General features: G+C 71.1%; 25 protein-coding genes. 4 read left to right on the forward strand and 21 right to left on the reverse strand.

Annotated features, from left to right (window positions below):
* Window positions 1-38: 38 nt before the first annotated feature.
* From ACLFRB_RS07560 to ACLFRB_RS07590, 7 genes are all read right to left on the reverse strand, one after another.
* Window positions 39-254: a hypothetical protein gene (locus ACLFRB_RS07560; RefSeq protein WP_411068406.1), complete on the reverse strand. Its 216-nt coding sequence runs from the start codon at window positions 252-254 to the stop codon at window positions 39-41.
* A gap of 5 nt (window positions 255-259) precedes the next feature.
* Window positions 260-991 carry a hypothetical protein gene (locus ACLFRB_RS07565; protein ID WP_411068407.1) on the reverse strand — a complete coding sequence of 244 codons (732 nt, stop codon included), beginning with the start codon at window positions 989-991 and terminating at the stop codon, window positions 260-262.
* 84 nt (window positions 992-1,075) lie between these two features.
* A complete protein-coding gene (gene mtnA, locus ACLFRB_RS07570) occupies window positions 1,076-2,173 on the reverse strand; it encodes an S-methyl-5-thioribose-1-phosphate isomerase (RefSeq protein ID WP_411068408.1) in 1,098 nt (365 codons plus the stop codon).
* A gap of 1 nt (window position 2,174) precedes the next feature.
* Window positions 2,175-2,714 carry an adenine phosphoribosyltransferase gene (locus tag ACLFRB_RS07575; protein WP_411068409.1) on the reverse strand — a complete coding sequence of 180 codons (540 nt, stop codon included), beginning with the start codon at window positions 2,712-2,714 and terminating at the stop codon, window positions 2,175-2,177.
* A 2-nt stretch (window positions 2,715-2,716) separates the two neighbouring features.
* Complete coding sequence (locus ACLFRB_RS07580) at window positions 2,717-3,616, reverse strand: S-methyl-5'-thioadenosine phosphorylase (protein WP_411068410.1); 900 nt, start codon at window positions 3,614-3,616, stop codon at window positions 2,717-2,719.
* Window positions 3,617-3,628: 12 nt separating this feature from the next.
* Window positions 3,629-4,138 carry a cupin domain-containing protein gene (locus ACLFRB_RS07585; protein ID WP_411068411.1) on the reverse strand — a complete coding sequence of 170 codons (510 nt, stop codon included), beginning with the start codon at window positions 4,136-4,138 and terminating at the stop codon, window positions 3,629-3,631.
* A 35-nt stretch (window positions 4,139-4,173) separates the two neighbouring features.
* A complete protein-coding gene (locus ACLFRB_RS07590) occupies window positions 4,174-4,584 on the reverse strand; it encodes a hypothetical protein (protein WP_411068412.1) in 411 nt (136 codons plus the stop codon).
* A 128-nt stretch (window positions 4,585-4,712) separates the two neighbouring features.
* On the opposite strand from ACLFRB_RS07590, the gene ACLFRB_RS07595 reads away from it, so the two are divergent.
* Together ACLFRB_RS07595 and ACLFRB_RS07600 are read left to right on the forward strand one after the other, a co-directional pair.
* A complete protein-coding gene (locus ACLFRB_RS07595) occupies window positions 4,713-4,979 on the forward strand; it encodes a hypothetical protein (RefSeq protein WP_411068413.1) in 267 nt (88 codons plus the stop codon).
* Between the two features lie 454 nt (window positions 4,980-5,433).
* Window positions 5,434-6,885, forward strand: a complete 1,452-nt coding sequence (locus tag ACLFRB_RS07600; protein WP_411068414.1) for an MBL fold metallo-hydrolase RNA specificity domain-containing protein — start codon at window positions 5,434-5,436, stop codon at window positions 6,883-6,885.
* Window positions 6,886-6,937: 52 nt separating this feature from the next.
* On the opposite strand, the gene ACLFRB_RS07605 is transcribed toward ACLFRB_RS07600, so the two are convergent.
* A complete protein-coding gene (locus ACLFRB_RS07605) occupies window positions 6,938-7,165 on the reverse strand; it encodes an ATP-binding protein (protein WP_411068415.1) in 228 nt (75 codons plus the stop codon).
* A gap of 181 nt (window positions 7,166-7,346) precedes the next feature.
* On the opposite strand from ACLFRB_RS07605, the gene ACLFRB_RS07610 reads away from it, so the two are divergent.
* Window positions 7,347-7,988, forward strand: coding sequence for a methyltransferase family protein (locus ACLFRB_RS07610; protein WP_411068416.1), 642 nt, complete (start codon window positions 7,347-7,349; stop codon window positions 7,986-7,988).
* A 45-nt stretch (window positions 7,989-8,033) separates the two neighbouring features.
* Here the strand turns inward: ACLFRB_RS07610 and ACLFRB_RS07615 are convergent, their stop codons facing one another.
* The 8 genes from ACLFRB_RS07615 to ACLFRB_RS07650 all read right to left on the reverse strand — a co-directional run bounded on the left by ACLFRB_RS07615 (window position 8,034) and on the right by ACLFRB_RS07650 (window position 14,033).
* Window positions 8,034-8,612: an HNH endonuclease gene (locus tag ACLFRB_RS07615; protein ID WP_054965763.1), complete on the reverse strand. Its 579-nt coding sequence runs from the start codon at window positions 8,610-8,612 to the stop codon at window positions 8,034-8,036.
* Window positions 8,613-8,712: 100 nt separating this feature from the next.
* On the reverse strand, window positions 8,713-9,519 hold the full coding sequence (gene mazG / locus ACLFRB_RS07620; protein ID WP_411068417.1) for a nucleoside triphosphate pyrophosphohydrolase: 807 nt from the start codon (window positions 9,517-9,519) through the stop codon (window positions 8,713-8,715).
* On the reverse strand, window positions 9,512-10,195 hold the full coding sequence (gene nfi / locus ACLFRB_RS07625; RefSeq protein WP_411068418.1) for a deoxyribonuclease V: 684 nt from the start codon (window positions 10,193-10,195) through the stop codon (window positions 9,512-9,514). Before nfi ends, mazG begins: the two co-directional genes overlap by 8 nt.
* 9 nt (window positions 10,196-10,204) lie before the next feature.
* Window positions 10,205-10,759 carry a [NiFe]-hydrogenase assembly chaperone HybE gene (gene hybE, locus ACLFRB_RS07630; protein ID WP_411068419.1) on the reverse strand — a complete coding sequence of 185 codons (555 nt, stop codon included), beginning with the start codon at window positions 10,757-10,759 and terminating at the stop codon, window positions 10,205-10,207.
* Between the two features lie 21 nt (window positions 10,760-10,780).
* A complete protein-coding gene (locus ACLFRB_RS07635; protein ID WP_411068420.1) occupies window positions 10,781-12,004 on the reverse strand; it encodes an NnrS family protein in 1,224 nt (407 codons plus the stop codon).
* A gap of 83 nt (window positions 12,005-12,087) precedes the next feature.
* Window positions 12,088-12,813, reverse strand: a complete 726-nt coding sequence (gene dnaQ, locus ACLFRB_RS07640; RefSeq protein ID WP_411068421.1) for a DNA polymerase III subunit epsilon — start codon at window positions 12,811-12,813, stop codon at window positions 12,088-12,090.
* 10 nt (window positions 12,814-12,823) lie between these two features.
* The gene (gene rnhA / locus ACLFRB_RS07645; RefSeq protein ID WP_411068422.1) at window positions 12,824-13,279 is read right to left on the reverse strand and encodes a ribonuclease HI; all 456 of its coding nucleotides are present in this window, start codon (window positions 13,277-13,279) and stop codon (window positions 12,824-12,826) included.
* On the reverse strand, window positions 13,257-14,033 hold the full coding sequence (locus ACLFRB_RS07650) for a class I SAM-dependent methyltransferase (protein WP_411068423.1): 777 nt from the start codon (window positions 14,031-14,033) through the stop codon (window positions 13,257-13,259). The genes rnhA and ACLFRB_RS07650 overlap by 23 nt, the downstream gene beginning before the upstream one ends.
* 84 nt (window positions 14,034-14,117) lie before the next feature.
* Between ACLFRB_RS07650 and gloB the strand changes: the two genes are divergently transcribed.
* Window positions 14,118-14,900 carry a hydroxyacylglutathione hydrolase gene (gloB, locus tag ACLFRB_RS07655; protein ID WP_411068424.1) on the forward strand — a complete coding sequence of 261 codons (783 nt, stop codon included), beginning with the start codon at window positions 14,118-14,120 and terminating at the stop codon, window positions 14,898-14,900.
* A 16-nt stretch (window positions 14,901-14,916) separates the two neighbouring features.
* Here the strand turns inward: gloB and ACLFRB_RS07660 are convergent, their stop codons facing one another.
* The 5 genes from ACLFRB_RS07660 to rpsO all read right to left on the reverse strand — a co-directional run bounded on the left by ACLFRB_RS07660 (window position 14,917) and on the right by rpsO (window position 20,950).
* Window positions 14,917-16,680, reverse strand: coding sequence for a PAS domain S-box protein (locus ACLFRB_RS07660; protein WP_411068425.1), 1,764 nt, complete (start codon window positions 16,678-16,680; stop codon window positions 14,917-14,919).
* A 210-nt stretch (window positions 16,681-16,890) separates the two neighbouring features.
* Window positions 16,891-17,214, reverse strand: a complete 324-nt coding sequence (locus ACLFRB_RS07665) for a DMT family transporter (protein ID WP_411068426.1) — start codon at window positions 17,212-17,214, stop codon at window positions 16,891-16,893.
* A 37-nt stretch (window positions 17,215-17,251) separates the two neighbouring features.
* Window positions 17,252-18,514 carry a M16 family metallopeptidase gene (locus ACLFRB_RS07670; protein WP_411068427.1) on the reverse strand — a complete coding sequence of 421 codons (1,263 nt, stop codon included), beginning with the start codon at window positions 18,512-18,514 and terminating at the stop codon, window positions 17,252-17,254.
* 52 nt (window positions 18,515-18,566) lie between these two features.
* Window positions 18,567-20,663, reverse strand: a complete 2,097-nt coding sequence (pnp, locus tag ACLFRB_RS07675; protein WP_411068428.1) for a polyribonucleotide nucleotidyltransferase — start codon at window positions 20,661-20,663, stop codon at window positions 18,567-18,569.
* Window positions 20,664-20,680: 17 nt separating this feature from the next.
* Window positions 20,681-20,950 (reverse strand): 30S ribosomal protein S15, encoded by a 270-nt coding sequence (gene rpsO / locus ACLFRB_RS07680; protein ID WP_411068429.1) that lies wholly within the window; start codon window positions 20,948-20,950, stop codon window positions 20,681-20,683.
* Window positions 20,951-21,025: the final 75 nt, after the last annotated feature.

Consider the following 21,025-nt stretch of genomic DNA (forward strand, 5'->3'; position numbering starts at 1 on the left):
GGGGGGCCGCTGGAGCGCGGGCCGGAGCCTGCTGGGGCCTAGCGCAGCGCCACGTTCTTGAACAGGAAGAAGTACTGCAGGCCGATCTCGTTGCCCATGGACTCGCCGACCTGGTCCGCAACGTCGTTGTTGGGAGCGCTCAGGTCGCGGATGCGGTAGTTGAGCTGCCACTGGCCCTTCACCGGGTGATTCCAGTACTGCAGGCCGATGGTCCAGGTATCGAACCGACGATGGCGGGCGTCATTGTTGGTCATCCGGTTCAGCCGGTCGAACCGGGCCTGGATGCCGAGCTTGTTGGGGAGGGGAAGTAGGCCCCCTCCAGGTACCAGCCGTCGAACTCGTTGTCCTCGTCCGGGGCGATCTGCGGGAGGTAGCCGAAGTTGGAGTTGGGGTCGCTGATGCCCGGGCCACCCGTCGGATTCCCGCCATCGGTGCGGGTGGCCCCGTCGAAGACCAGGCCGCTTCCCCAGATGCACTCCCCGCTCAGGCGGTAAGGCTGCCTGTAAAAGTGGAAGCCCACGCCGTGGCGCTTGCGGTCGTATTCGGCCAGGAAGGCGTTTCCCTTGCGCTCGACGATCATGCCGCCGAGCATGCGGTCCAGGTAGCGCCCCCAGACTTGACCACCAAATAGCCGAGACCCTCGCCCCCCGTACTCCAGCGGGGTGGTGAAGCGGACCATGGCGGGACAGAAGTCCTTGTCCGGGCTCACGCTCACCAGCTCGAAGTTGGAGACCCCCACCTCGCCGGGCCCCAGGAACCGGGCATCCGGGAAGAACCCTGTGTGGACGTGGTTGGCGACCACGGGCAGGCCGAGGTCGCCGGTTTCCTCCGAGGGCACGATTTGGCCCTGCTCCACCTTCACCAGGGAATTGCCCCAGAGATCGAGGAAACGGCCCCCCTGCACCGTCGGTTTGGCCTCCTGGAAGGCGAGCAGGTGCTCCTCCAGGCGAGCGCGGGCCTCCTCGGAATCCCCTCCCCCGGCCGCAAGCAATTCCCGCGCCAGGCCGGAAGCGGCCCCCTTCCCTCCTCCACCCTGCCCCTTGACCGGGGCCGGGAAAAGCCCGACCGTCCCCCCTCAGGCCGGGGCCCGCTCCGGATACAGACCCGCCAGCCCTTCCTCCGAGGCGGCGCAGACTCCCCGCTCGGTCACCAGGCGGGTCACCAGGGAGGCGGGCGTAACGTCGAAGGCGGGGTTGGCGGCGGGGGTCCCCTCCGGGGCCAGGGCCACCGTGGCCACCTCCCCCGCCGCGGTACGGCCCATTACGTGCGTCACCTCCGCCGCGCCGCGCTCCTCGATGGGGATCTCCGCCAGTCCGTCGGCCACCGTCCAGTCGATGGTGGAGCCGGGCAGGGCCACGTAGAAGGGAACCCCGGCCTCGCGGGCCGCCAGGGCCTTGAGGTAGGTGCCGATCTTGTTGGCCACATCGCCGGTGCGCGTGGTGCGGTCCGTGCCCACCAGGCAGAGGTCCACCTGTCCCCGCTGCATGAGATGCCCGCCGGCGTTGTCGGCCACCAGGGTGTGGGGCACCCCGTGCTTGCCGAGCTCCCAGGCGGTGAGCGAGGCCCCCTGGTTGCGCGGCCGGGTCTCGTCCACCCACACGTGCACCGGGATGCCGGCATCAAAGGCCCGGTAGATGGGCGCCAGGGCGGTGCCCCAGTCCACGCAGGCGAGCCACCCGGCGTTGCAGTGGGTGAGGATGTTCACCGGACCGCCGCCCTTGGCCCGTCGGGCCTCCTCGAGCAGGGCCAGGCCCTGCTCGCCGATGCGGCGACAGGTCTCCACCTCCCCTTCGACGATCTCGCCGGCCTGGGCATAGGCCGCGGCCACCCGCTCCTCCGGGCCCAGGCTGCCCAGGCGCTCCCGCATGGCCTCCAGGGCCCAGCGCAGGTTCACCGCCGTGGGCCGGGTGGCCAGCAGGCGGTCGTGGGCCGCCTCCAGCGCGGCGTCGGAGGCGTCAACGCGCAGGGCCAGACACAGCCCGTAGGCGGCGGTGGCGCCGATCAAGGGGGCGCCGCGCACCCGCATGGCCTCGATGGCCTCGGCGGCCTCCTCCACGGTGGTGAGACGAGCCACCGCCCAGTCCCAGGGCAGCCGGGTCTGGTCAATGATGAATACCGACCAGCCGTCCTCGGCCAGCCAGATGGCGCAGTAGGGGGTGCCGTCGATGCGCACCTCAGTCGCCCTCGAACTCCATCAGCGCCGAGACCTGGTAGCCCCGCTCGCGCAGCCGGGTGCTGCCGCCCAGATCGGGCAGGTCGATGACGAAGGAGCAGCCCACGATCTCGCCGCCCACCTGCTCCACCAGATCCAGGGCGGCGCCGGCGGAGCCCCCGGTGGCGATAAGATCGTCCACCAGCAGCACCCGCTCGCCCTTGTCGATGCAGTCGGTGTGCATCTGGATGGCGTCGGTGCCGTACTCCAGCTCGTACTCGGCACTCACCGTCTCCCACGGCAGCTTGCCCATCTTGCGGGCCGGCACGAAGCCGGCGTGCAGCTGATGGGCCACCGCGCCGCCGATGATGAAGCCGCGCGCCTCCACGCCCACCACCTTGTCCACCTCGTGGGTCCCGAAGGGGGCTACCAGCCGATCCACCGTCTCGCGGAAGCCCGCCGGGTCCTGCAGCAGGGTGGTGATGTCGCGGAAGACGATGCCGGGCTTGGGGTAATCGGGAATGGAACGGACCCGGTCCCGAAGGGCCTGGTTCTGGCTCATGACTACTCCGTATCGTTGCTCAGGACGCGGCCCGCGACGGCATCGAGGCGCCGCAGCCTCTCCGGGTCGCGGGCCTGGGGCATGGTGATCAGGGCGGTGTCCAGGACGCGGTCGCAGCCCTGGGGACAGGGAGCGGGACGGTGGGCGAAGCTCCCGGCCACGGCCTCCACCAGGGAGCGGGCCTTGCTGGCGTTGGCCTGGAGCACCCGGATCACGTCCGCCACCTCCACGTTGCCGTGGTCGGGGTGCCAGCAGTCGAAGTCGGTGACCATGGCCACGGTGGCGTAGCACAGTTCCGCCTCCCGGGCCAGCTTGGCCTCGGGCATGTTGGTCATGCCCACCACGTCGCAGCCCCAGGCGCGGTACATCTCCGACTCGGCGCGGCTGGAGAACTGCGGCCCCTCCATGGCCAGGTAAGTGCCGCCGCGCCGCACCGGCAGCTCCTCCTCCGCCGCCACCCGCTCCACCAGGTCGGCGAGGCGGTTGCACACCGGCTCCGCCATGGAGACATGGGCCACCAGGCCCGGGCCGAAGAAGCTCTTGTCCCGCTCGATGGTGCGGTCGATGAACTGGTCCACGAGCACGAAGGTGCCCGGCGCCAGCTCCTCGCGGAGGGAGCCCACCGCGCTCAGGGACAGGACGTCGGTCACCCCCAGGCGCTTGAGGGCGTCAATGTTGGCCCGGTAGTTGACGCCGCTGGGCGGCAGGGGATGCCCCCGGCCGTGGCGGGGCAGGAAGGCCACCGGAAGCTCCTCCAGCTCGCCCACCAGGATGTGGTCCGAGGGGTCGCCGAAGGGGGTCTCCACCTGCTCCCAGCGGGGATTCTCCAGCCCCGCGATGTCGTAGACCCCGCTGCCGCCGATCACCCCCAGCATGGGCGGTCGCTGCGCGTCGTGGCTCATGGGTGCTCCTCGCTAGGGCTGGATGGTCAGCCGCTCGATCAGGGCGGCGTGGTCGGGGAAGCGCTCCTGCAGCTCCGCGCGGCCGCCCAGGCGGAAGTCGTCGAACTCGAAGCCGGGGGCCACCGTGCAGCTCACCAGCACGTAGCTTTCGGGCTCCAGCACCTCCGCCCCGAACCAGGTGCCGCGGGGAATGACGGCCTGCAGCTCCTGACCCGCCTCCGGGTCCGGGCCCAGGTGGATGTCCTCGCGCTCGCCGTCGGGATGAAGGCAGTAGATGGCCGTGCGGCTACCGGCGTGGAAGAACCAGAGCTCGTCGGACTCCATGCGGTGGAAAGCGGACATCTGGTCGCTTTTCAGCAGGAAGTAGATAGCCGTCTTGAAAGCGCGGTCACCGTCGTACCGCTCGGGGAGCTGGGCGTCCCCGATCCGCTCCGGGGCCCGGAAGGTCTCCCGGAAGTACCCGCCTTCCGGGTGCGCGGTCATGCCGAGCTTGTCGATCCAATAGTCCGCCTCGCGGCTCATGCGTCGTGCCTCGCTGCTCGTTGTGGGGAACCGACTCAGGCGTCCGGTTCGGGGTGCTGGGGGTGGGCGCGGAGCCGGTCGCGCAGGCCCTCCAGGGTGTGGGCCAGCGCCCCGGCGTCCGGCGGAAGGGGCATTTCCTGCATCTCCGCCCGGGGGCGCTCCCCCCGGCAGAGGGCGGCGGCGTCGTCGGCCAGTCGACCGAGGCGCTCCAGCTGCTGGGGGGTGAGCTCCAGGGCGGCCCCCTCGGTCTGAGCGGGCTCGCCCTGCAGGGCGGCCCGGATCTCCTCGAGGAGGTAGAGATCGCGCACGCGCATGGCGTCCTCCACCCCCTCTTCCGCGTCCGTCCCCTCCTCTTCCTCGAGGTATTCCTTCAAGGAGACCACCGCGCTCTCCACGAACCAGGCCGCGACGGCCAGTTCCTGCGCATCCAGCCGCACCGTTGCCATGCCTACCCCCGCGCAAAAAGGTTCTTATTGTAACGCCCGCCGGCCGGTTGACGAAGGGCCGCCCCGCCTTGATCCCGTACCCATGGCGGCGCATTCTGGGATTTTCCCGCCTCACGAGGAGGTGACCTATGTGCGTCTGCGAGAGCGACCTCATCAAGATGAAGCTGCACCTGATCACCCGGCGCTACTATCCGGGCATCAAATACAACGAGGCGGCCCTGGGCCAGGTGGCCGACGACCTGGGGATCCGCTTCGAGCGGGAAATCCGGGACCTGGACACCGACCGGCAGGCCGACCTGGCGGCCACCGTCCTCAATGCCCTGCCGGAAAGCGCGGCCGGCCCATCCCGTACCACCGGAAAGAAAAAACGCTCGGGCAGCGCCGCCCCGGCCTGATACCCAAACGCCATACGGCATGCAGCGCGCCCCGGTCTTCCGGGGCGCTCCTTTCCGGACTGTAAACAAACTGCAATCCGGCCGGTCCGGAATGGACCCCTCCAGAGCCCGGAACGGGTCCGAACGGCAGGAGGGAGCCCCGTGAAACGCAGCCATCCCGTGTCCCGCACCATCCATCGCCGCCGGCGCCAGCGCCAGGAGCCGTCCCGACGCCGGCCCCGCCGCAAGCGCAGCGCGCGGAACATTCGCCGGCGGCGCTGAAACCCGTTTCCCTCTGGTACCCTGGGTCCGCGCGCGCCGCGCGCTCCACCCAGTACCCAGAGGGAAGCCATGCGCCAGCCGATTTCTTCGCCATCCGCATCCCGGACCGCAGCCCGCCCGCATCCGTACCCCGCCCTTCCGGTCCGGGGCGGCGCCCGCCGCCCCCACGACGGCCCGGCCCGGGGCTGACCCCATGGACATCCAGTTCCTGGGCGCCGCGCGCGAGGTCACGGGCTCCTGCTTCCTGATTCGGGTGGGCCGGAGGCGCCTTTTGGTGGACTGCGGCCTGATCCAAGGAGCGCCGGAGGACGAGGAGCGCAACCGCGAGCCCTTTCCCTTCGCGGCCGACCGCATCGACGCCGTGGTCCTCACCCACGCCCACCTCGACCACTCCGGGCGCCTTCCCTTGCTGGTGCAGGCGGGCTTCCACGGCCCCATCTACACCCACCGCGCCAGCCGCGACCTGTGCCGCATCATGCTCAAGGACGCCGGCAACCTCAACGAGCGGGAGGCGGAGGCCGTCAACCGCAAGCGCGCCCGCCGGCGCCTGGAGCCCGTGGAGCCCCTCTATACCGTCAAGGAGGCGCAGCGGGCCATGCGCCGCTTCCGCGCCCTCGACTACGGGGAGACCCGCCGCATCCTGCCGGGAGTCTGGCTGCGCCTGCGGGACGCCGGCCACATCCTGGGCTCGGCCATCGTCGAGCTGTGGCTGGAGGAGGACGGGAGGCGGCGCAAGCTGGTGTTCAGCGGCGACCTGGGGCACCGCGGCTCCCCCATCCTGCGCGAGCCGGAATGCGTCGAGGAGGCCGATCTGGTGGTCATGGAATCCACCTACGGCGACCGCCTGCACCGCTCCTGGGCGGCCACCTGGCAGGAGATGGGCGCCATCCTGCAGGAGGCCCGGGCGGAGGCCGGCAACATCCTCATCCCCGCCTTCGCCGTGGGCCGGACCCAGGAGCTGCTCTACGCCTTCGGCAAGCACTACCGGGAATGGGGGCTGGACGACTGGTCCGTCTTCCTGGACAGCCCCATGGCCATCGAGACCACCCGGGTCTACACCAAGCACCAGGAGGTCTACGACCGGGAGGCCACCCAACGCAGCCAGCGCAACGGCGGCAACCCCTTCGCCCTGCCCAACCTGCAGATGACGCGCACCCCCAAGCAGTCCATGGGCATCAACCGCATCCGGAGCGGGGCCATCATCATCGCTGGCAGCGGCATGTGCACGGGCGGACGCATCAAGCACCACCTGAAGCACAACCTGTGGCGGGACGCGGCCCATCTGGTGTTCGTGGGGTACCAGGCGCGGGGCACCCTGGGACGGCGCCTGGTCGACGGCGCCCGGGAGGTGGAGCTCTGGGGGGAGCCCGTCAAGGTGGGGGCCCGGGTCCACACCGTGGGCGGCTTTTCCGCCCACGCCGACAGCGACGGGCTACGGCGCTGGTACGCGGCGTTCTCCGGGAGCCCCGCGGTGGTGTTGGTGCACGGCGAGGAGGCACCCATGGAGACCCTGGGCGAGAAGCTGGCCGCGGAGCGCGGGCGGGAAGGCGTGCTCCGGCCCCAGCCGGAAGAGCGGCTGGACCTGACCGATCTGCCCGGCCGCACCGGCTGGAGCACGGGGGGCATCGAGGGAGGCGGGGAATAGCCTGGCGCGGTCGGGCCGACCTGGGAGCGGGAGCCCATCCGCAAGGGAGAGGCTACAGGCCCACCAGCTCGCCGTGGTACCCGGCCCGCCGGGCCGCCTCCAGGACTCCCATGGGGGCGATCTCGCCGGGGTCGAAGTCGACGACAAAGAGGTGCTCACGGTGGGGGTCGTGGCGCGCTCCCGCCACCCCCGGCAGCCCCTCCAGCACCCCGGTCAGCCGTTCCGCCGACCGCTCATCCAGGGGCTCGTCGATGTGGAGCAAAACGTCCGCATAGTGCATGGCTGCCTCCATTCCAGGTCGTACACTATTTGGATTCCCAAGGGCACCACAGGTTGCAGCCGCGCCCGGGTCCCCACCTGCTTTCGCCCCGCCCATCGCAGGCAAGGGTTGCAAAAATCCGCGGGATGGTTGAAATTTGCCCGCCGCCAGGAACGCACCATCAAGCCAGCGAGGGGGAACTATGGCCCTTGGAGGGGCGCAGCAAGCCCGACCGCATGCCCTGCACAGCACCCGCACCCGCCGCCGCCTGAGCGCGGGGGTGGCCGTGCTCCTCATCCTCATGGCCCTGTTCACCCGGAGCCCGTTAGCCAACGAGCCGTGGCTGGTCCTCGGGGGCGCCTGGATCGGCCTGCTTCTGGTAGTGGCGGGAATCTTCGGGCGGCTGCTGTCGACGCTGTTCATCGGCGGCCGCAAGAACAAGGAGCTGGTGCGGGAAGGGCCCTACGGGATCACCCGAAACCCCCTGTACTTCTTTAGCTTCCTGGCCACCCTCGGCCTCGGCCTGGCCACCGCCAACCCCATCCTGCTGGTCCTGCTGGTGGCGGCCTTCGGTCTCTATTATCCGGGGGTCCTCGCCAGCGAGGAGGAGAAGCTGGCGCAAAAGCATCCCGAAGCCTTCCGCCGCTACCGGGAAGAGGTGCCCCGCTTCTGGCCCCGGATCGGGCGGGGCTGGAAGGAACCGGAGTGGGTGGAGACCTCGCCCCGCTTCTTCCGCATGGCGTTGGCCGACGCGAGCGCCTTCGTCGTCGCCTACATCGCCCTGCGGGCCATCGCCGAGGCGCACGCCCACGGGCTTCTGCCCGCGTACACGCTGCCGCTCTAGGAGCTTGCGGTAGCCCTACGGGACGATCCGCTCCGGAATTGATTCTCAGGCGACACGGGGGGTATTCCGGCGCAGGGGGCTGCTGCGCGGCAGGTGGGCCCGGAGGATCTCCATCTGATCGCCCCGGATGTTGCGGCCGGTGAGGACCATCCACTCGGCGTGGACGGGCGCGTACGGCACCGCCAGCAGGGGCATGCGCGCGTCCTCGGGGGTGCGCCCGCCCTTGAGGCGGTTGCAGCGGCGGCAGGCCGTGGCCACGTTCTCCCAGCGGTCCACGCCGCCCAGCGAAAGGGGATGGATGTGGTCGCGGGAGAGCTCGCGGCGGTCGAACCGGCCGCCGCAGTAGAGGCAGGTCCACTCGTCCCGCTGGTAGAGCTCGCGGTTCTCGCGCCTGGGGAGGGGCACCCGGTCGCCGGGGTGGCGGGCCTCGGCCACCACGGCGATGGAGGGCACCTCCACCATGCTGCGCTCCCCGGTCTCCCGGGAGACCCCGCCGTGCACGCGGTAAACGATGTCGCCCATGCGCTGTTGGACGAGGCCCCGGCACTGGAGGATCACCAGCTCTTGCCAGGTTGCCCAGGCAATGGGACGTGTTCCGCGATTTAGCAGCAGGGTATGTACCATAGGGTCATTCCATCCTGGTAGCTACCATACCCCCAACGCTGTCCAAAGCCAACCGTTTTCAACCCGGTGAAAGGCGGCTTTCCCCGGCCCCACCCTTCGGTCACTCCGCGTCCCCGTCCGTGGCCGCCTTGGCTTCCTGCCAGCGGCGCTTGAGCTCGGCGAGATCCCTCTCCCCGATGGCCCCGCCCTCCTCCTGCAGGGTCCGTTCCATGTGCCGGAAGCGCCGCTCGAAGCGCTCGTTGGAGCGGCGCAGGGCCGTTTCCGGGTCCATGCCGAGGCGGCGGGCCAGGCCCACGGCGGCGAACAACAGGTCCCCAACCTCGTGCTCGACCCGCTCGGGGGGGGCCGCCTCGCGAACCTCGTGGCGCAGCTCGTCGAGCTCCTCGTCCACCTTGGCGAACAGGTCCTCGTCGCGGGGCCACTCGAAGCCCGACCGCTCCGCCCGCCCCTGCAGCTTGCCGGCGCGCTGGACCGCCGGCAGGGTGCGGGCGACATCATCCAGGGCGCTGCCCGGCTCCGCCTCCTCCCGCCGGGCCGCCCGCTCCTCCGCCTTGTGGGCCTCCCAGGCCCGGCTCTGCTCCTCGGGGGAGTCCACTCGCGCACCGCCGAAGACGTGGGGGTGCCGACGCACGAGCTTGTCGCTCACCGCTTCCACCACGTCCCGGAAGCCGAAGCGCCCGGCCTCCTCGCCGAGGCGGGCGTAGAAGACCACCTGGAAGAGCAGATCGCCGAGCTCGCCGGGGAGGTGCTCCCAGTCCTCCCGCTCGATGGCGTCGGCCACCTCGTAGGCCTCCTCCAGGGTGTGGGGGACGATGGAGGCAAAGGTCTGCTGCCGGTCCCAGGGGCACCCTTCCTCCGGGTCCCGGAGGCGGGCCATGATCTCCAGCAAGCGATCCATCTCAGCCATGGGACCTCCTCTCCCGCTTGTGCTCCCCGGCCCGCCGGTCGGCCAGCCGGGTGGGCTCGGGCAGGCGGTAGCGCGTGCAGCAGGCCAGCGTCCAGTCCACGGAGGAGTCCGCGTCGCAGCGGTGGCCGGGGCTGACGAAGAGGGGGCGGACGTTGGTGCGGCTGCGCACCACCGCGCCCAGCACCTCTCCCCCGTCGAGTAAAGGCACGCGGGCGCCCTTCTCCGCGCCCAGCGCTTCCTCGTCGAAGGTCCCGGTGAGCCGGGACTTGGCCACCCCGATGGCCGGGCGGTCCAGGAGCACGCCCAGGTGGGCGGCAATGCCGAGGCGCCGCGGGTGGGCGATGCCCTGGCCGTCGAACAGGATCAGATCGGGGGAATTGGCGAGGGCCCGGAAGGCCTCCAGCACCGCCGGCCCTTCCCGGAAGGACAGCAGGCCGGGCACGTAGGGGAAGGGGATGGCGCGTACGGCGAACGTCTCCTCCTCCAGCGTCAGCTCGGGGAAGCGGAGCACCACAACCACGGCCACCACCCGGTCGCCGAGGAAGGCGGCGTCCACGCCGGCCACCCGCTCCACCGGCCCGCGGAAGGGCTCCAGGCGCACCCATTCCCGCAGCCGCTCCTGCACCTCCCGGGCGGCGCCGGGATCGGTGGGGAACGCCCCGGAAGCCGTGTCCATGGCCGGGGCCTACCGCCGCCCCAGCAGCCCCCGGAACAGGTCCCGGCGGCTTACCCGGCGCGGCGCGGCGGGGGCCGCGGCCCGTGCGGGGGCCTCCTGCCCGTCCCGGTGGGCGGCCCGCTCGCGCGCCCAGCCCAGGGCCTCCTCGGTGTCCTGAAAGGCTCCCATGCTGGGCAGCAGAGTCTCGGTCAGGTGGTGGCCCACGCGCAGATCGTGGGCCACCTCCAGGGCGCGCGCCACCCCGTCGAAGACCAGCTCCACCTCGCAGCCGGGGACCACCCGGCCGTCGTCCTCCACCTCCAGGCTCTCGGGCCCAGGCAGGCCGGACGGGTGGTCGGGGTCCTGCGGCAGGTAGACCCGCATGGCGGTCCAGGGGGTCACCAGCAGCACCCGGTGCCAGCCTTCGCGGGTCTCGGGGCCCTCCGCCCGCACCTCCAGGCGCTCGTTCAGGCGGGGGTTGCCGTAGGCCAGCAGCTCGAAGTGGATGCCCTGGTAGGCGGCCTCCAGGCCGGCCACGGGATCGGGAACGGGGTGGAAATCCCAGCGGGGTTCGACGTGGCTCATGATGGCGCCGGCGTTCGGGGATCAGGAATGCTCGGCCATGCGCGGCAGCAGCCGCGCCAGCCAGATGGCGAAGGCCGCCAGCCACAGCCAAGCGGCCCAGTGTGTGGCCGCTATCATGCCGCCCTGCCCCGCCGGAGTCCAGAGGGGGGCGAGCAGGCGAGCCAGCACGGCGCCCTGCAGGAGCCAGAGGGCGGCCCGCAGGAGGCGCTCGGGATCCAGGGGGCGGCCGGCGTGGCCCAGACTCACCCGGGTGCTGAACACCATCACCAGGGAGGCCATGCCGCCCAGCCCGAGGGCGTGCACCCAGGCGCGCCCGGCGTCGGGCCAGGCCAGCCCCCACGCCACCAGGCCGCTCATGACCCACCCCAGGACGCACCAGGCCACCGGCACCAGCTTGGCCCCCACCGGCCAGCGTCGCAGCGCCGTGGCCGGGGACCAATGCCAGGCCTCCCGCGCCACCCAGGCCGCCAGGAAGAGGTCCACCGCCCCGCCCAGCAGCCCCGGGACCGCTCCGGGCATCCCCGCCAGGACCAAGCGTGCCCCGATCCCCGCGGCCAGCACGGGCAGGAAGCGGGCCCCCGCGGCTCCGGCGTATTCGGGGATGGCGTTCCGGGCGAACATGGGCAGCAGCCGGTGCAGCAGGGCCAGGGCGAGCCCCACCTCGGCGTAGAGCCCCGCCCGCAGGGCCCATCCGTGGAGGGCGGCGTTACCCAGCCCCCAGGCGATGGCGTCCGTCATGGCGGCGATGCCGGAAAGCCCGAGGGCGAGCACGGCGTAGCGGGGCTGGTGGGGATTGCCGGCGTCGGGCACCCAGCGGCCCAGCCCCAGCGCGGTCGCCAGAACCAGGAGCCCGCCAAGCGCCGCCGCCCCGGACGCCAGGCCCGCCCAGCCGCCCAGGGCCCCGAGCCAGATCCCGCCCTGGGCCGCCCCGAAAGCAAGCAGCAAGGCGATCCAGCGGCGCGGTGGGATCTCGTCGGGATGGCGGCACTGCCGCGGCAGGGCGGTCAGGATAAAGCCGAAGATGAAGAGCTGGAGAACCCCCCAGACCAGGGTATGGCCGTGCAGCCAGCCGGGGGGAACCGCGGGGGCGGGCACGCCGGGCCCCAGCCCCTGCAGGAACAGCAGCCACAGCCCCCAGCCCACCATGACGACCAGGGCGTAGAGGGCGCCAGCGGGGAAGAACAGGCGGTAGGGCTCGCGCAGGAGGACGGGGCGGGCGGCTCGGGTGGCGGGAGAGCGGGCCATCTTGATCCGGCTCCAGGTTTGGAAGGACTATCGGGGCACCGGGTCAGGGTGCCGCTAGCCGGACCTCCCCGCCTTGATGGCCGTCAACGCGGACCGGATTCCTCCCGCTCCAGCCACAGGCACCCCCCGGAGACCTCCTGGATCCGCTCCAGAAGGCGGTGGTGGGCCTCCCACTCCGCCGCGGTGGGCTCCACCACCGGCAGGGGCTCCCGCTGCCCGGTTTCCTCGGGGGCCAGGAGCCGCTCGGCGGCGCTGGCCGGGGAGGGCTCCTCGGCGGCCAGCGCCAGGTCCTCCTGGCCGCCGGTCATGGCGAGGAAGACATCCGCCAGGATCTCCGAGTCGAGCAGCGCGCCGTGCTTGTCCCGGCGGCTGTTGTCCACCTCGTAGCGGCCGCACAGGGAGTCCAGGTCGTTCTTCTGGCCCGGGTGCCGGTGGCGGGCCTCCTGGAGGGTGTCCAGGATCTGGCAGTGGTCCTCCAGGCGCGGCCAGCCCGCCCGCTGCAGCTCCATGTTCAGGAAGCCCACATCGAAGGGGGCGTTGTGGATCACCAGCTCCGTCCCGTCCAGGAACTCGAAGAGCTCCTGGGCCAGCTCGGCAAACACGGGGCACTCGGCCACATCGGCGTCGGTGATGCCGTGGATGGCCGTGGAGTCCTCGGGGATGGGCCGCTCGGGATTGACGTAGCGGTGGAATACCCGGCCGGTGCGCCGGCGTCCGGCGATCTCCACGCAGCCGATCTCGATGACCCGGTCGCCGTTCTGGGGGTCGAGCCCGGTGGTCTCGGTGTCCAGCACAATCTGGCGCAGCATGGCCGCTTCCTTATTTCACCTTGCTCTGGGCCTCGTCGATGGCGCGGTTGGCCAGGGCATCGGCGCGCTCGTTCTCCGCGTGACCGCTGTGGCCCCGGATCCAGTGGAAGGTGACGTCGTGCTTCTGCAGGAGGGCGTCCAGCTCCTCCCACAGGTCGCGGTTCTGCACCGGCTTCTTGCTCGCTGTCTTCCAGCCGCGCTTCTTCCAGTTGGCCATCCACTCCGTGACGCCCTTGCGCAGGTACTGAGAGTCGGTGGTCAGGTCCACCCGGCAGGGCCGCTTGAGCGCCTCCAGGCCGCGGATGGCGGCGGTGAGCTCCATGCGGTTGTTTGTGGTGTCGGGATCGTAGCCGTACAGCTCCCGTTCCCGTCCCTTGTGGCGCAGCAGCGCCCCCCAGCCCCCGGGGCCGGGATTGCCGCGGCAGGCGCCATCGGTGAACAGCTCAACGGTGTCGTCGCGGGCCATGCATCCCTTCCATGGTGTAGGCGGGCAGCCCCCGGGCGCGGACCTGGTTCAGCTCCTCCCGGAAGGCGGGCCCGAGAAGGGTCAGTCCGGGCTCCTCCTTGCGGGCCTGGATGCACGCCACCCCGCCGAGGGGCAGGCGCTGCCTCTTGGGTAGCCGCTCCAGGACACGCGTGGCCCGCAGAACCCCTTCCCGGTCCACCGGGGGGCGGTAGAAGAGGTACCGGGTGCGCTCATGGACAAGGCCCGTGGATTCTAGCATGCGTCGCACCATGAACCCGGGGTAGAAGCGCCCGGCCCAGGGGGAGCTGGGGCTCGGCCAGCGGTGGAAGGAGCGGGCCACCCCGAACAGGGACAGGGGATTGAACACCAGGACGATCAGCCTCCCGTTGGAAGCAAGCACTCGCTCCGACTCGGCCAGGATCTGGTAGGGGGAGCGGGAGAACTCCAGCGGATGAACCAGGACCATGAGGTCCATGCGGCCGCTGGGATAGGGCAGGGCCTCGGGAATCCCCCATACCAGGGTGTCGGGGCGGGGAGTGGTCCCGGGGTCGCCACAGAGCCCCTCGCCGCTGGCGGGCACCATCAGATTGGGACGGCGGCTGCGGCGGCGCAGGTGATCATAGACGGGGGCGTAGACCTGCGGGGCGATGGCGAGGGCGTCCTGCACGGGCGGCAGGTCGGCCAGCAACCGCCGGAGCAGGTCGGTCTCGTCCTCCATGAGGGACCGTCCAAGGGGACCATCGTGCCACGCCACCTGGACCTCCGATTGACAGGTAGGGGGCCACCGGCAACCATTGTCGGGGATTTGCCCCGGTTTCCCAACCCGAGAGGAACGTCCATGGACACCCCCGTGGTCCTGATTCCCGCCCTACGGGACAACTACGTCGCCCTGCTGCACTCCCCCAACGGGCGCAACGTGGCCATCGTCGACCCCGCCGAGGCGGAGCCGGTGATCCGCTACCTTGGGGAGCACGACCTGCAGCCGGTGGCCATCTTCAACACCCACCACCACCCCGACCACGTGGGCGGGAACCGGGAGCTGCAGAAGGCCTACGACCTGCCCGTCTACGGGGCCGCCGAGGACCGCGACCGCATCCCCGGCCTGACCCATCCCATGTACGACGGGGACCGAGTCACCCCCGCAGGGCTGGACCGCGCGGGCGTCCTGTGGGACATCCCCGGCCATACCCGCACCCACACCGCCTTCGTCTTCCCCGACGACGAGCTGGTCTTCGCCGGGGACACCCTGTTCGTGGCCGGTTGCGGGCGGCTGTTCGAGGGCACCCCGGAGCAGATGGAGGCCAGCCTTTCCCGCCTTGCCGGCCTCCCCGACGCCACGCGCGTCTATTGCGGCCACGAATACACCCTGAAGAACCTGGAATTCGCGCGGGCCGTGGAGCCGGACAACCCGGCCATCGAGGAGAAGCTGCGCTGGGCGGAGGAGCGGCGCCAGCGGGGCGAGCCCACCCTGCCCTCCACCATCGGGGCGGAGAAGCGGACCAACCCCTTCCTGCGCGTCCGCGAGCCAGCCGTGCGGGAGGCCGCTCGGGTCGGGGGCGCCGCCGGGGACGACCCCGTGAGCGTCTTCGCCGCCATCCGGGAGTGGAAGGACCGGTTCTAGGTCCGGAGGGACCGGGTCAGAAGAGGGCGTAGCAACGGGCGCCGGAGCCGCGGGCGGCGTCGCGGGCCTCGTCCGCCCGGTGGAGGAGGTGGTGGGCCTGCTCGCCGTGCTCCGGGGCCAGGGCGATTCCGACGCGGGCCCGCAGCTTGGGTGCGGTCTCCTCGTCCTGGTGAGGCAAGGGCCGGGTCAGGCGCCGGATCAGTCGCCGGGCCAGGTCCTCCGCCCTCTCCGGACCCGGCAGGTTCTCCAGGAGGACGGCGAGCTCCCACTCCCCCGCCCGGGCCACGGTGTCCCCCGAACGCAAGGCCTCCCGCGCCCGGCGGGCCACCTCCGGCCAGAGGTGCTTTTCCGGGGCTTTGCCCACCGGGGCCCGGCCTCCTCTTTCCAGGCCCACGAGCAGCAGGGCCACCCGGTCGCGTCCGGGAGGCTCCCGGTGGCGGTCCGCCAGGGCCCGGACGATCCGGTCATGGAGCAGGCCCAGGTTGGGGAGGCCGGTCTCGGGGTCGTGACGGACCGGATGCCTGGGGGGCGGCGCCACGGCCTCCCGGCCCTCGGCGCCGCCAAAGGCCCCGACGTAGTGGGTCACCTGCCCCTGGTCGTTCCGGATGGCCGTGACCGTCAGGGGCGTCACGAACCCGCCGCCGTCCTTTTCCAGCACCCAGAACTCCCCCCGCCAGCGGTCCTGGTGGCGGAGGGTCCGGGCCACCCCGGGGAAGAGCTCCGTTCCCTGCCCCGCCACCCCGAGGAAGCGGCTGTCCCGGCCCAGGACCTCCCGCTCTCCGTAGCCCGTCATGGCCAGGAAGGCCCGGTTCACGCCCTCCACCCGGCCCCCTGCGTCCAGCACCATCATGGCCCCGGGGGCGGCTTCCAGCACCGACGAGGCCAGACGCTGGTACTGCTCGGCGCGCTTGCGGTAGGAGATTTCCCGCAGGACCAGCTGGCCCTGCGCCTCCCGGCTCTGGGGGAGGGGGGCCGCGATGACCTGGCACACGGCCTCTCCACGCCCGCCACCGCCCGCGCATTGGGCCTCCTGGTAGAGCCGGCGGGGATAGCCGCCGGTGGCGATCCGGCCCAGGCGCTTCCCCAGATCGGGGTCCTGGGGGCAGCGCAGGAACTCCGTGACCTCCCGCCCCCGCACCTCCATGAGCGAGGAGACCCCGAACAGCTCCATCGCGGCGGAGTTGGCGAAGGTGATCCCGTGCCGATTGTAGAGCACCACCCCGTCGGGCAGGTTCTCCACCAGGCCGCGGAGGCCCTCCTCACTGTCCTTGAGGGCGGAGGCGGTCCGCTGCCTATGCACCGCGAAGCGTAGGGTCCGGACCAGGACCTCGGCGTCCATGAGGCCCTTCTGAAGGTAGTCCTGAGCCCCGGCTTCCAGGGCCTCCTGCCCCGTAACCTCTCCGGGGGACTCGGTAAGGACCACAACGGGCATCTCCGGAAAGGAACGGGACAGGATCTGGATGGAGGGGATGCCGCGGCAATCGGGCAGGACCAGATCCAGGACCACCACGTCGAAGGGCTGATAGCGTAACCGGGCCAGGGCCCCGGTCAGCCGATCGCAGGTCTGCATCTGAATCCGGCCCTTCGGCCCCTCGGGAAGCATGGACCGCAGGAGCCGCACCAGGCCCGTGTCGTTGGAGACCAGGAGGAGCTTCAGGGGGGCGAACGGGGCCACGGGCTCCCTGCGCGTCCCCACGGGGGAGGCCAGGAGGCCCCCTTCCCGGCCCAGCCGGGGGACCTGCCGCGAGCCGTCGTCGCCGCTTCCGGACGGGGTCCACACCGCAACATCCTCCCGACGGCCCGGCCTTGGCGGGCCCGTGGTGTTCATACGAGGGGGGGCGTGCCGAGCCATGGCCCGGGATGAGGCTCCGTACCCGATGGCTCGCCCCTGAGGGGATTGGGATAGACGTAGCAGGTGCGACGCGATAAGGGGAAGGAGGGTTCTCGACGGCAATCAAGAAGGGGAGCGGCCGGCGGAGGCGACGGGGAGCTAGCTCGCCGGGCCGAGGTTCAGCCCCAACACCCCGAGGATGATGAGGCCGATGCTGACGATCTTGAGGGGGGTCACCACCTCGCGGAAGAAGACGAAGCCGATGACGGCGATGAGGGCCGTGCCCATCCCGGCCCACACGGCGTAGGCCACGCCGATCTCGATGCGCTTCACCGCCATGGCGAGGCAGACCAGGGAAACCCCGTAGAGCACGAGCATCAGCAGCGTGGGGATCAGCCGGGTCAGACCGTCCGAGAGCTTGAGGCAGGTGGTCCCCGCCACCTCCAGGACGATGGCCGCCACCAGGAAGCTCCAACCCTGCATTCCAGCTCCTTCCCGGGCCCGGGGTCCACCACCGTTCTCAGTGCTCGTGGGGCAGCAGGACCATCTCGTGGTAGCCGGCCCAGTGGTCCCGAAGGACCGCCTGCACGGCGTGCGCATCCACCGCCTCCAGGGCGGCCAGGCGCTCCGCGCGGGGGACCAGGCGGCCGTGGTACAGGACATCGCCCGCGGCCTGGGACAGCCGCTGCTCCAGGGTCTCTCCGCTGCGCAGCAGGCCCGACCGCAGGCTGTGGCGGGCACGCTCCACTTCTTGCGCCTCCAGCCCGTCCTCCACCGCACCGCGCAGGATGCCGTCCACGAGCTCCCCGGCCCGCTCCCGCTGCCCGGGCGGGCAGGCCAAGTAGACCCCCCATAGCCCGCAGTCGCGGAGGGTATCCAGCTCGGAATAGACCGTATAAGCGAGCCCCCGCTCCTCGCGCAGCTCGCGGAAGAGCCGGGAGGTTACGGAGCCGCCGAGCACGTGGTTGGCCACCCCGGCGGCGAAGCGCGCCCCGTCGGTGCGTGCGGGCCCGGGGGCAGCCCGGCCCAGGTGGACCTGCTCCACAGGACCGTGCCGGAGGCTGTTGCCCGGGGCGAAGGCGGGGGCCGGGCTGGCGGGCCGCTCCCCGGCCGGCAGCGCGCCAAATTCGCGCGCGCACTGCTCCACCACCGCCGAGGGGTCCACATCGCCGGCCACGCCGACCAGGATGCGCCCCCCGGTGTAGTGGCTCCGGTGGAAAGCGGCCAGGACATCTCGGGTGGCGCCGCCGATCACCTCAGGCCGGCCCAGGGTGGGCGCCCCGGCGGGGTGTCGGGGCCAGGCCTCCCCCACCAGCTCGTCGAACAGCCAGGCCTCGGGGTCCTCCCGGACCATGGCCGCCTCCGCCGCCACCACTTGGCGCTCCCGGGCCAGCTCCTCCTCCGGGAAGGTGGGGCGGACGATCATTTCCGCCAGGAGGTGCAAGGCATCGGGGGCGTCTTCGCGGAGCACCTCCACCGTGTAGGCAGTGAGCTCCCGCCCGGTCCAGGCGTCCACCTCCGAGCCCATCCGGTCCATGGCCTCCGCCAGGTCGCGCACGGAGCGCTCGCGGGTGCCCTTGAACAGCATGTGCTCGAGGAGGTGGGCCAGCCCGCCCTCGCCCGGGCCCTCGTAGCGGCTGCCGTTCTCCACCCACACCCCCAGGGCCACGGCGGGATGGTCGGGCTCCGGACGCACCACCACCCGGACCCCGTTGTCCAGGACGTGAACGGGATCCGGGTCGGTGCGGTCGGGTGGCGCGCAGGGAAGCGGCGGCGGGCTCATCAAGGACCGGTGGCAGGGTGGCGGAGAGCGTGACCCCGGGGAGGCGGGAGCCTCAACCGGCGTCCAGGGCCTTCTTGGAGAGGCGGATCCGGCCGCGGTTGTCGATCTCCAGCACCTTCACCCGGACCGTGTCGCCCTCGTTGAGATAGTCGGTGACCTTCTCCACCCGCTCGGGGGCGATCTCGGAGATGTGCAGCAGGCCGTCCGTGCCGGGCAGCAGGTTCACGAAGGCGCCAAAGTCGGTGATGCGGACCACCTGGCCCTCGTAGATCTTGCCCTCTTCCACCTCCTCCACGGTCTTCTCGATCCGGCGCTTGGCCTCTTCGGCCCCGGCCGCGTCGGTGGAGGAGATGTAGACCGTGCCGTCGTCGTCGAGGTCGATATTGGTCCCGGTCTCCTCGGTGAGGGCGCGGATGTTCTTGCCGCCCGGACCGATGATCTCCCGGATCTTTTCCGGCTTCACCTTCATGGTGATCATCCGCGGCGCGTGCTCGGAGAGCTCGGTGCGCGGCCCGGTGATGACCCGGGCCATCTCGTTGAGGATGTGCAGGCGTCCCTCGCGGGCCTGCTCCAGGGCCTGGGCCATGATCTCCCGGGTGATCCCGGCGATCTTGATGTCCATCTGCAGGGCGGTGACGCCCTCCTCGGTGCCCGCCACCTTGAAATCCATGTCACCGAGGTGGTCCTCATCGCCGAGGATGTCGGAGAGGACGGCGAAGCGGTCGTCCTCCTTCACCAGGCCCATGGCGATGCCCGCCACCGGCGCCTCGATGGGGCAGCCGGCGTCCATCAGGGCCAGGGAGGTGCCGCACACCGTGGCCATGGAGGAGCTGCCGTTGGACTCCAGGATCTCGGAGACCACCCGCAGGGTGTAGGGGAACTCCTCCTGGCTGGGGATCACCGCCTCCAGTGCCCGCTTGGCGAGCTTGCCGTGGCCGATCTCGCGCCGCTTGGGGGATCCCATGAAGCCGGTCTCGCCCGTGCAGAAGGGCGGGAAGTTGTAGTGGAGCATGAAGCGCTCCCGGCTCTCCCCCTCCAGGGCGTCGATCACCTGGGCGTCCTGGCCGGAGCCCAGGGTGGCCACCACCAGGGCCTGCGTCTCGCCGCGGGTGAACACGGCGGAGCCGTGGGTGCGCGGCAGGATGTCGGTCTCCACGGTGATGGGCCGGATGTCGGTGAGGCTGCGGCCGTCGATGCGGGGCTCGCCGGCCAGCACGTCCTCGCGGACGATGCGGCTCTCCAGGTCCTTGAACAGGTCCTTGATCGCGCCCGCACGGTCGGGATCCTCCTCCGGATCCACGCCCAGGGCCTCGAAGAGCTTGTCCTTCGCCTGGTCCACCGCCGCCTGCCGGTCTTGCTTCTCGCGGATGGCGTAGGCGGCGCGCAGATCGGCCTCCACCGCCTCGCGCACCTGCTCCATCAGGGCGGTGTCGGGCTCGGGCTCCTCCCACGCCCAACGGGGCTTTCCGGCCTTGGCGGTCAGCTCGTTGATGGCCTCGATCACCGGCTGCATCTGCTCGTGGCCGAACAGCACGGAGTCAAGCATGGTCTGCTCGGGGAGCCGGTTGGCCTCCGACTCCACCATGAGGACCGCCTCGCCGGTGCCCGCCACCACCAAGTCCAGGTCGGACTCCTCCAGCTGGGCGAAGGTGGGGTTGAGGACGTACTCGCCGTCCACATACCCCACCCGGGCGCCGCCGATGGGCCCGGCGAAGGGAACGCCCGAGATGGCCAGGGCCGCCGAGGCGCCGATCATGGCCGGAATGTCCGGATCGTTCTCCCCGTCCGCCGACAGCACCGTGGCCACGATCTGGGTCTCGTTAAGGAAGGAGTCCGGGAACAGGGGCCGGATGGGGCGGTCGATCAGCCGGCAGGTCAGGGCCTCCTTCTCGGAGGGACGGCCCTCGCGCTTAAAAAAGCCGCCGGGGATCTTCCCGGCGGCAAAGGTGCGCTCCTGGTAGTTCACCGTCAGCGGGAAGAAGGCCTGGCCCGGCTTGGCCTCCTTCCGGGCCACCGCGGTGACCAGCACCACGGTGTCGCCGAGACTGACGGTAACGGCCCCATCCGCCTGCCGGGCACGGTTCCCCGTCTCCAGCGTGAGCGGTTGCCCGCCGTATTCGAGCTCTACCTTGTGGACTTCTAGCGGCAAAGGGGCCTCCTGAGGGGTTACTTGCGGATACCGAGGCGCTGGATCACCGTGCGGTAGCGGTTGATGTCCTTGCCCTTCAGGTAGTCGAGCAGCTTGCGGCGCTTGCCCACCATCTTCAGCAGCCCGCGGCGGCTGTGGTGGTCGTGCTTGTGATCCTTCAGGTGCTCGGTCAGCTCGGTGATCCGGGTGGTCAGCAGCGCGATCTGGACCTCCGGGGAGCCGGTGTCGTTCTCGTGCTGCTTGAATTCGCTGATGACTTCGTTCTTCTGCTCGGCGGTCATGGTCATGCCGCTATAACCCCTCGGTTGCAATCCATTCCGTCCAGACCCTCCACGGATCCGGCGCGGCGGAGAAAACTTCAA

Source organism: Thiohalorhabdus sp. (genome assembly GCF_046545655.1).
Taxonomy (GTDB): Bacteria; Pseudomonadota; Gammaproteobacteria; order Thiohalorhabdales; family Thiohalorhabdaceae; genus Thiohalorhabdus.

Bases quoted from the DNA above. Each gene is read 5' to 3' on its own strand.
- ACLFRB_RS07600 (WP_411068414.1), top strand. From the start codon at position 5,434: ATGGACATCCAGTTCCTGGGCGCCGCGCGCGAGGTCACGGGCTCCTGC.
- ACLFRB_RS07665 (WP_411068426.1), bottom strand. From the start codon at position 17,214: ATGCAGGGTTGGAGCTTCCTGGTGGCGGCCATCGTCCTGGAGGTGGCG.
- ACLFRB_RS07590 (WP_411068412.1), bottom strand. From the start codon at position 4,584: ATGGCAACGGTGCGGCTGGATGCGCAGGAACTGGCCGTCGCGGCCTGG.
- ACLFRB_RS07585 (WP_411068411.1), bottom strand. From the start codon at position 4,138: ATGAGCCGCGAGGCGGACTATTGGATCGACAAGCTCGGCATGACCGCG.
- ACLFRB_RS07635 (WP_411068420.1), bottom strand. From the start codon at position 12,004: ATGGCCCGCTCTCCCGCCACCCGAGCCGCCCGCCCCGTCCTCCTGCGC.
- rnhA (WP_411068422.1), bottom strand. From the start codon at position 13,279: ATGGCCCGCGACGACACCGTTGAGCTGTTCACCGATGGCGCCTGCCGC.
- ACLFRB_RS07575 (WP_411068409.1), bottom strand. From the start codon at position 2,714: ATGAGCCAGAACCAGGCCCTTCGGGACCGGGTCCGTTCCATTCCCGAT.
- ACLFRB_RS07595 (WP_411068413.1), top strand. From the start codon at position 4,713: ATGTGCGTCTGCGAGAGCGACCTCATCAAGATGAAGCTGCACCTGATC.
- ACLFRB_RS07560 (WP_411068406.1), bottom strand. From the start codon at position 254: ATGACCAACAATGACGCCCGCCATCGTCGGTTCGATACCTGGACCATC.
- ACLFRB_RS07670 (WP_411068427.1), bottom strand. From the start codon at position 18,514: ATGAGCCCGCCGCCGCTTCCCTGCGCGCCACCCGACCGCACCGACCCG.
- gloB (WP_411068424.1), top strand. From the start codon at position 14,118: ATGGACACCCCCGTGGTCCTGATTCCCGCCCTACGGGACAACTACGTC.
- hybE (WP_411068419.1), bottom strand. From the start codon at position 10,759: ATGAGCCACGTCGAACCCCGCTGGGATTTCCACCCCGTTCCCGATCCC.
- rpsO (WP_411068429.1), bottom strand. From the start codon at position 20,950: ATGACCATGACCGCCGAGCAGAAGAACGAAGTCATCAGCGAATTCAAG.
- ACLFRB_RS07605 (WP_411068415.1), bottom strand. From the start codon at position 7,165: ATGCACTATGCGGACGTTTTGCTCCACATCGACGAGCCCCTGGATGAG.
- mazG (WP_411068417.1), bottom strand. From the start codon at position 9,519: ATGGCTGAGATGGATCGCTTGCTGGAGATCATGGCCCGCCTCCGGGAC.
- dnaQ (WP_411068421.1), bottom strand. From the start codon at position 12,813: ATGCTGCGCCAGATTGTGCTGGACACCGAGACCACCGGGCTCGACCCC.
- ACLFRB_RS07615 (WP_054965763.1), bottom strand. From the start codon at position 8,612: ATGGTACATACCCTGCTGCTAAATCGCGGAACACGTCCCATTGCCTGG.
- ACLFRB_RS07610 (WP_411068416.1), top strand. From the start codon at position 7,347: ATGGCCCTTGGAGGGGCGCAGCAAGCCCGACCGCATGCCCTGCACAGC.
- ACLFRB_RS07580 (WP_411068410.1), bottom strand. From the start codon at position 3,616: ATGAGCCACGACGCGCAGCGACCGCCCATGCTGGGGGTGATCGGCGGC.
- nfi (WP_411068418.1), bottom strand. From the start codon at position 10,195: ATGGACACGGCTTCCGGGGCGTTCCCCACCGATCCCGGCGCCGCCCGG.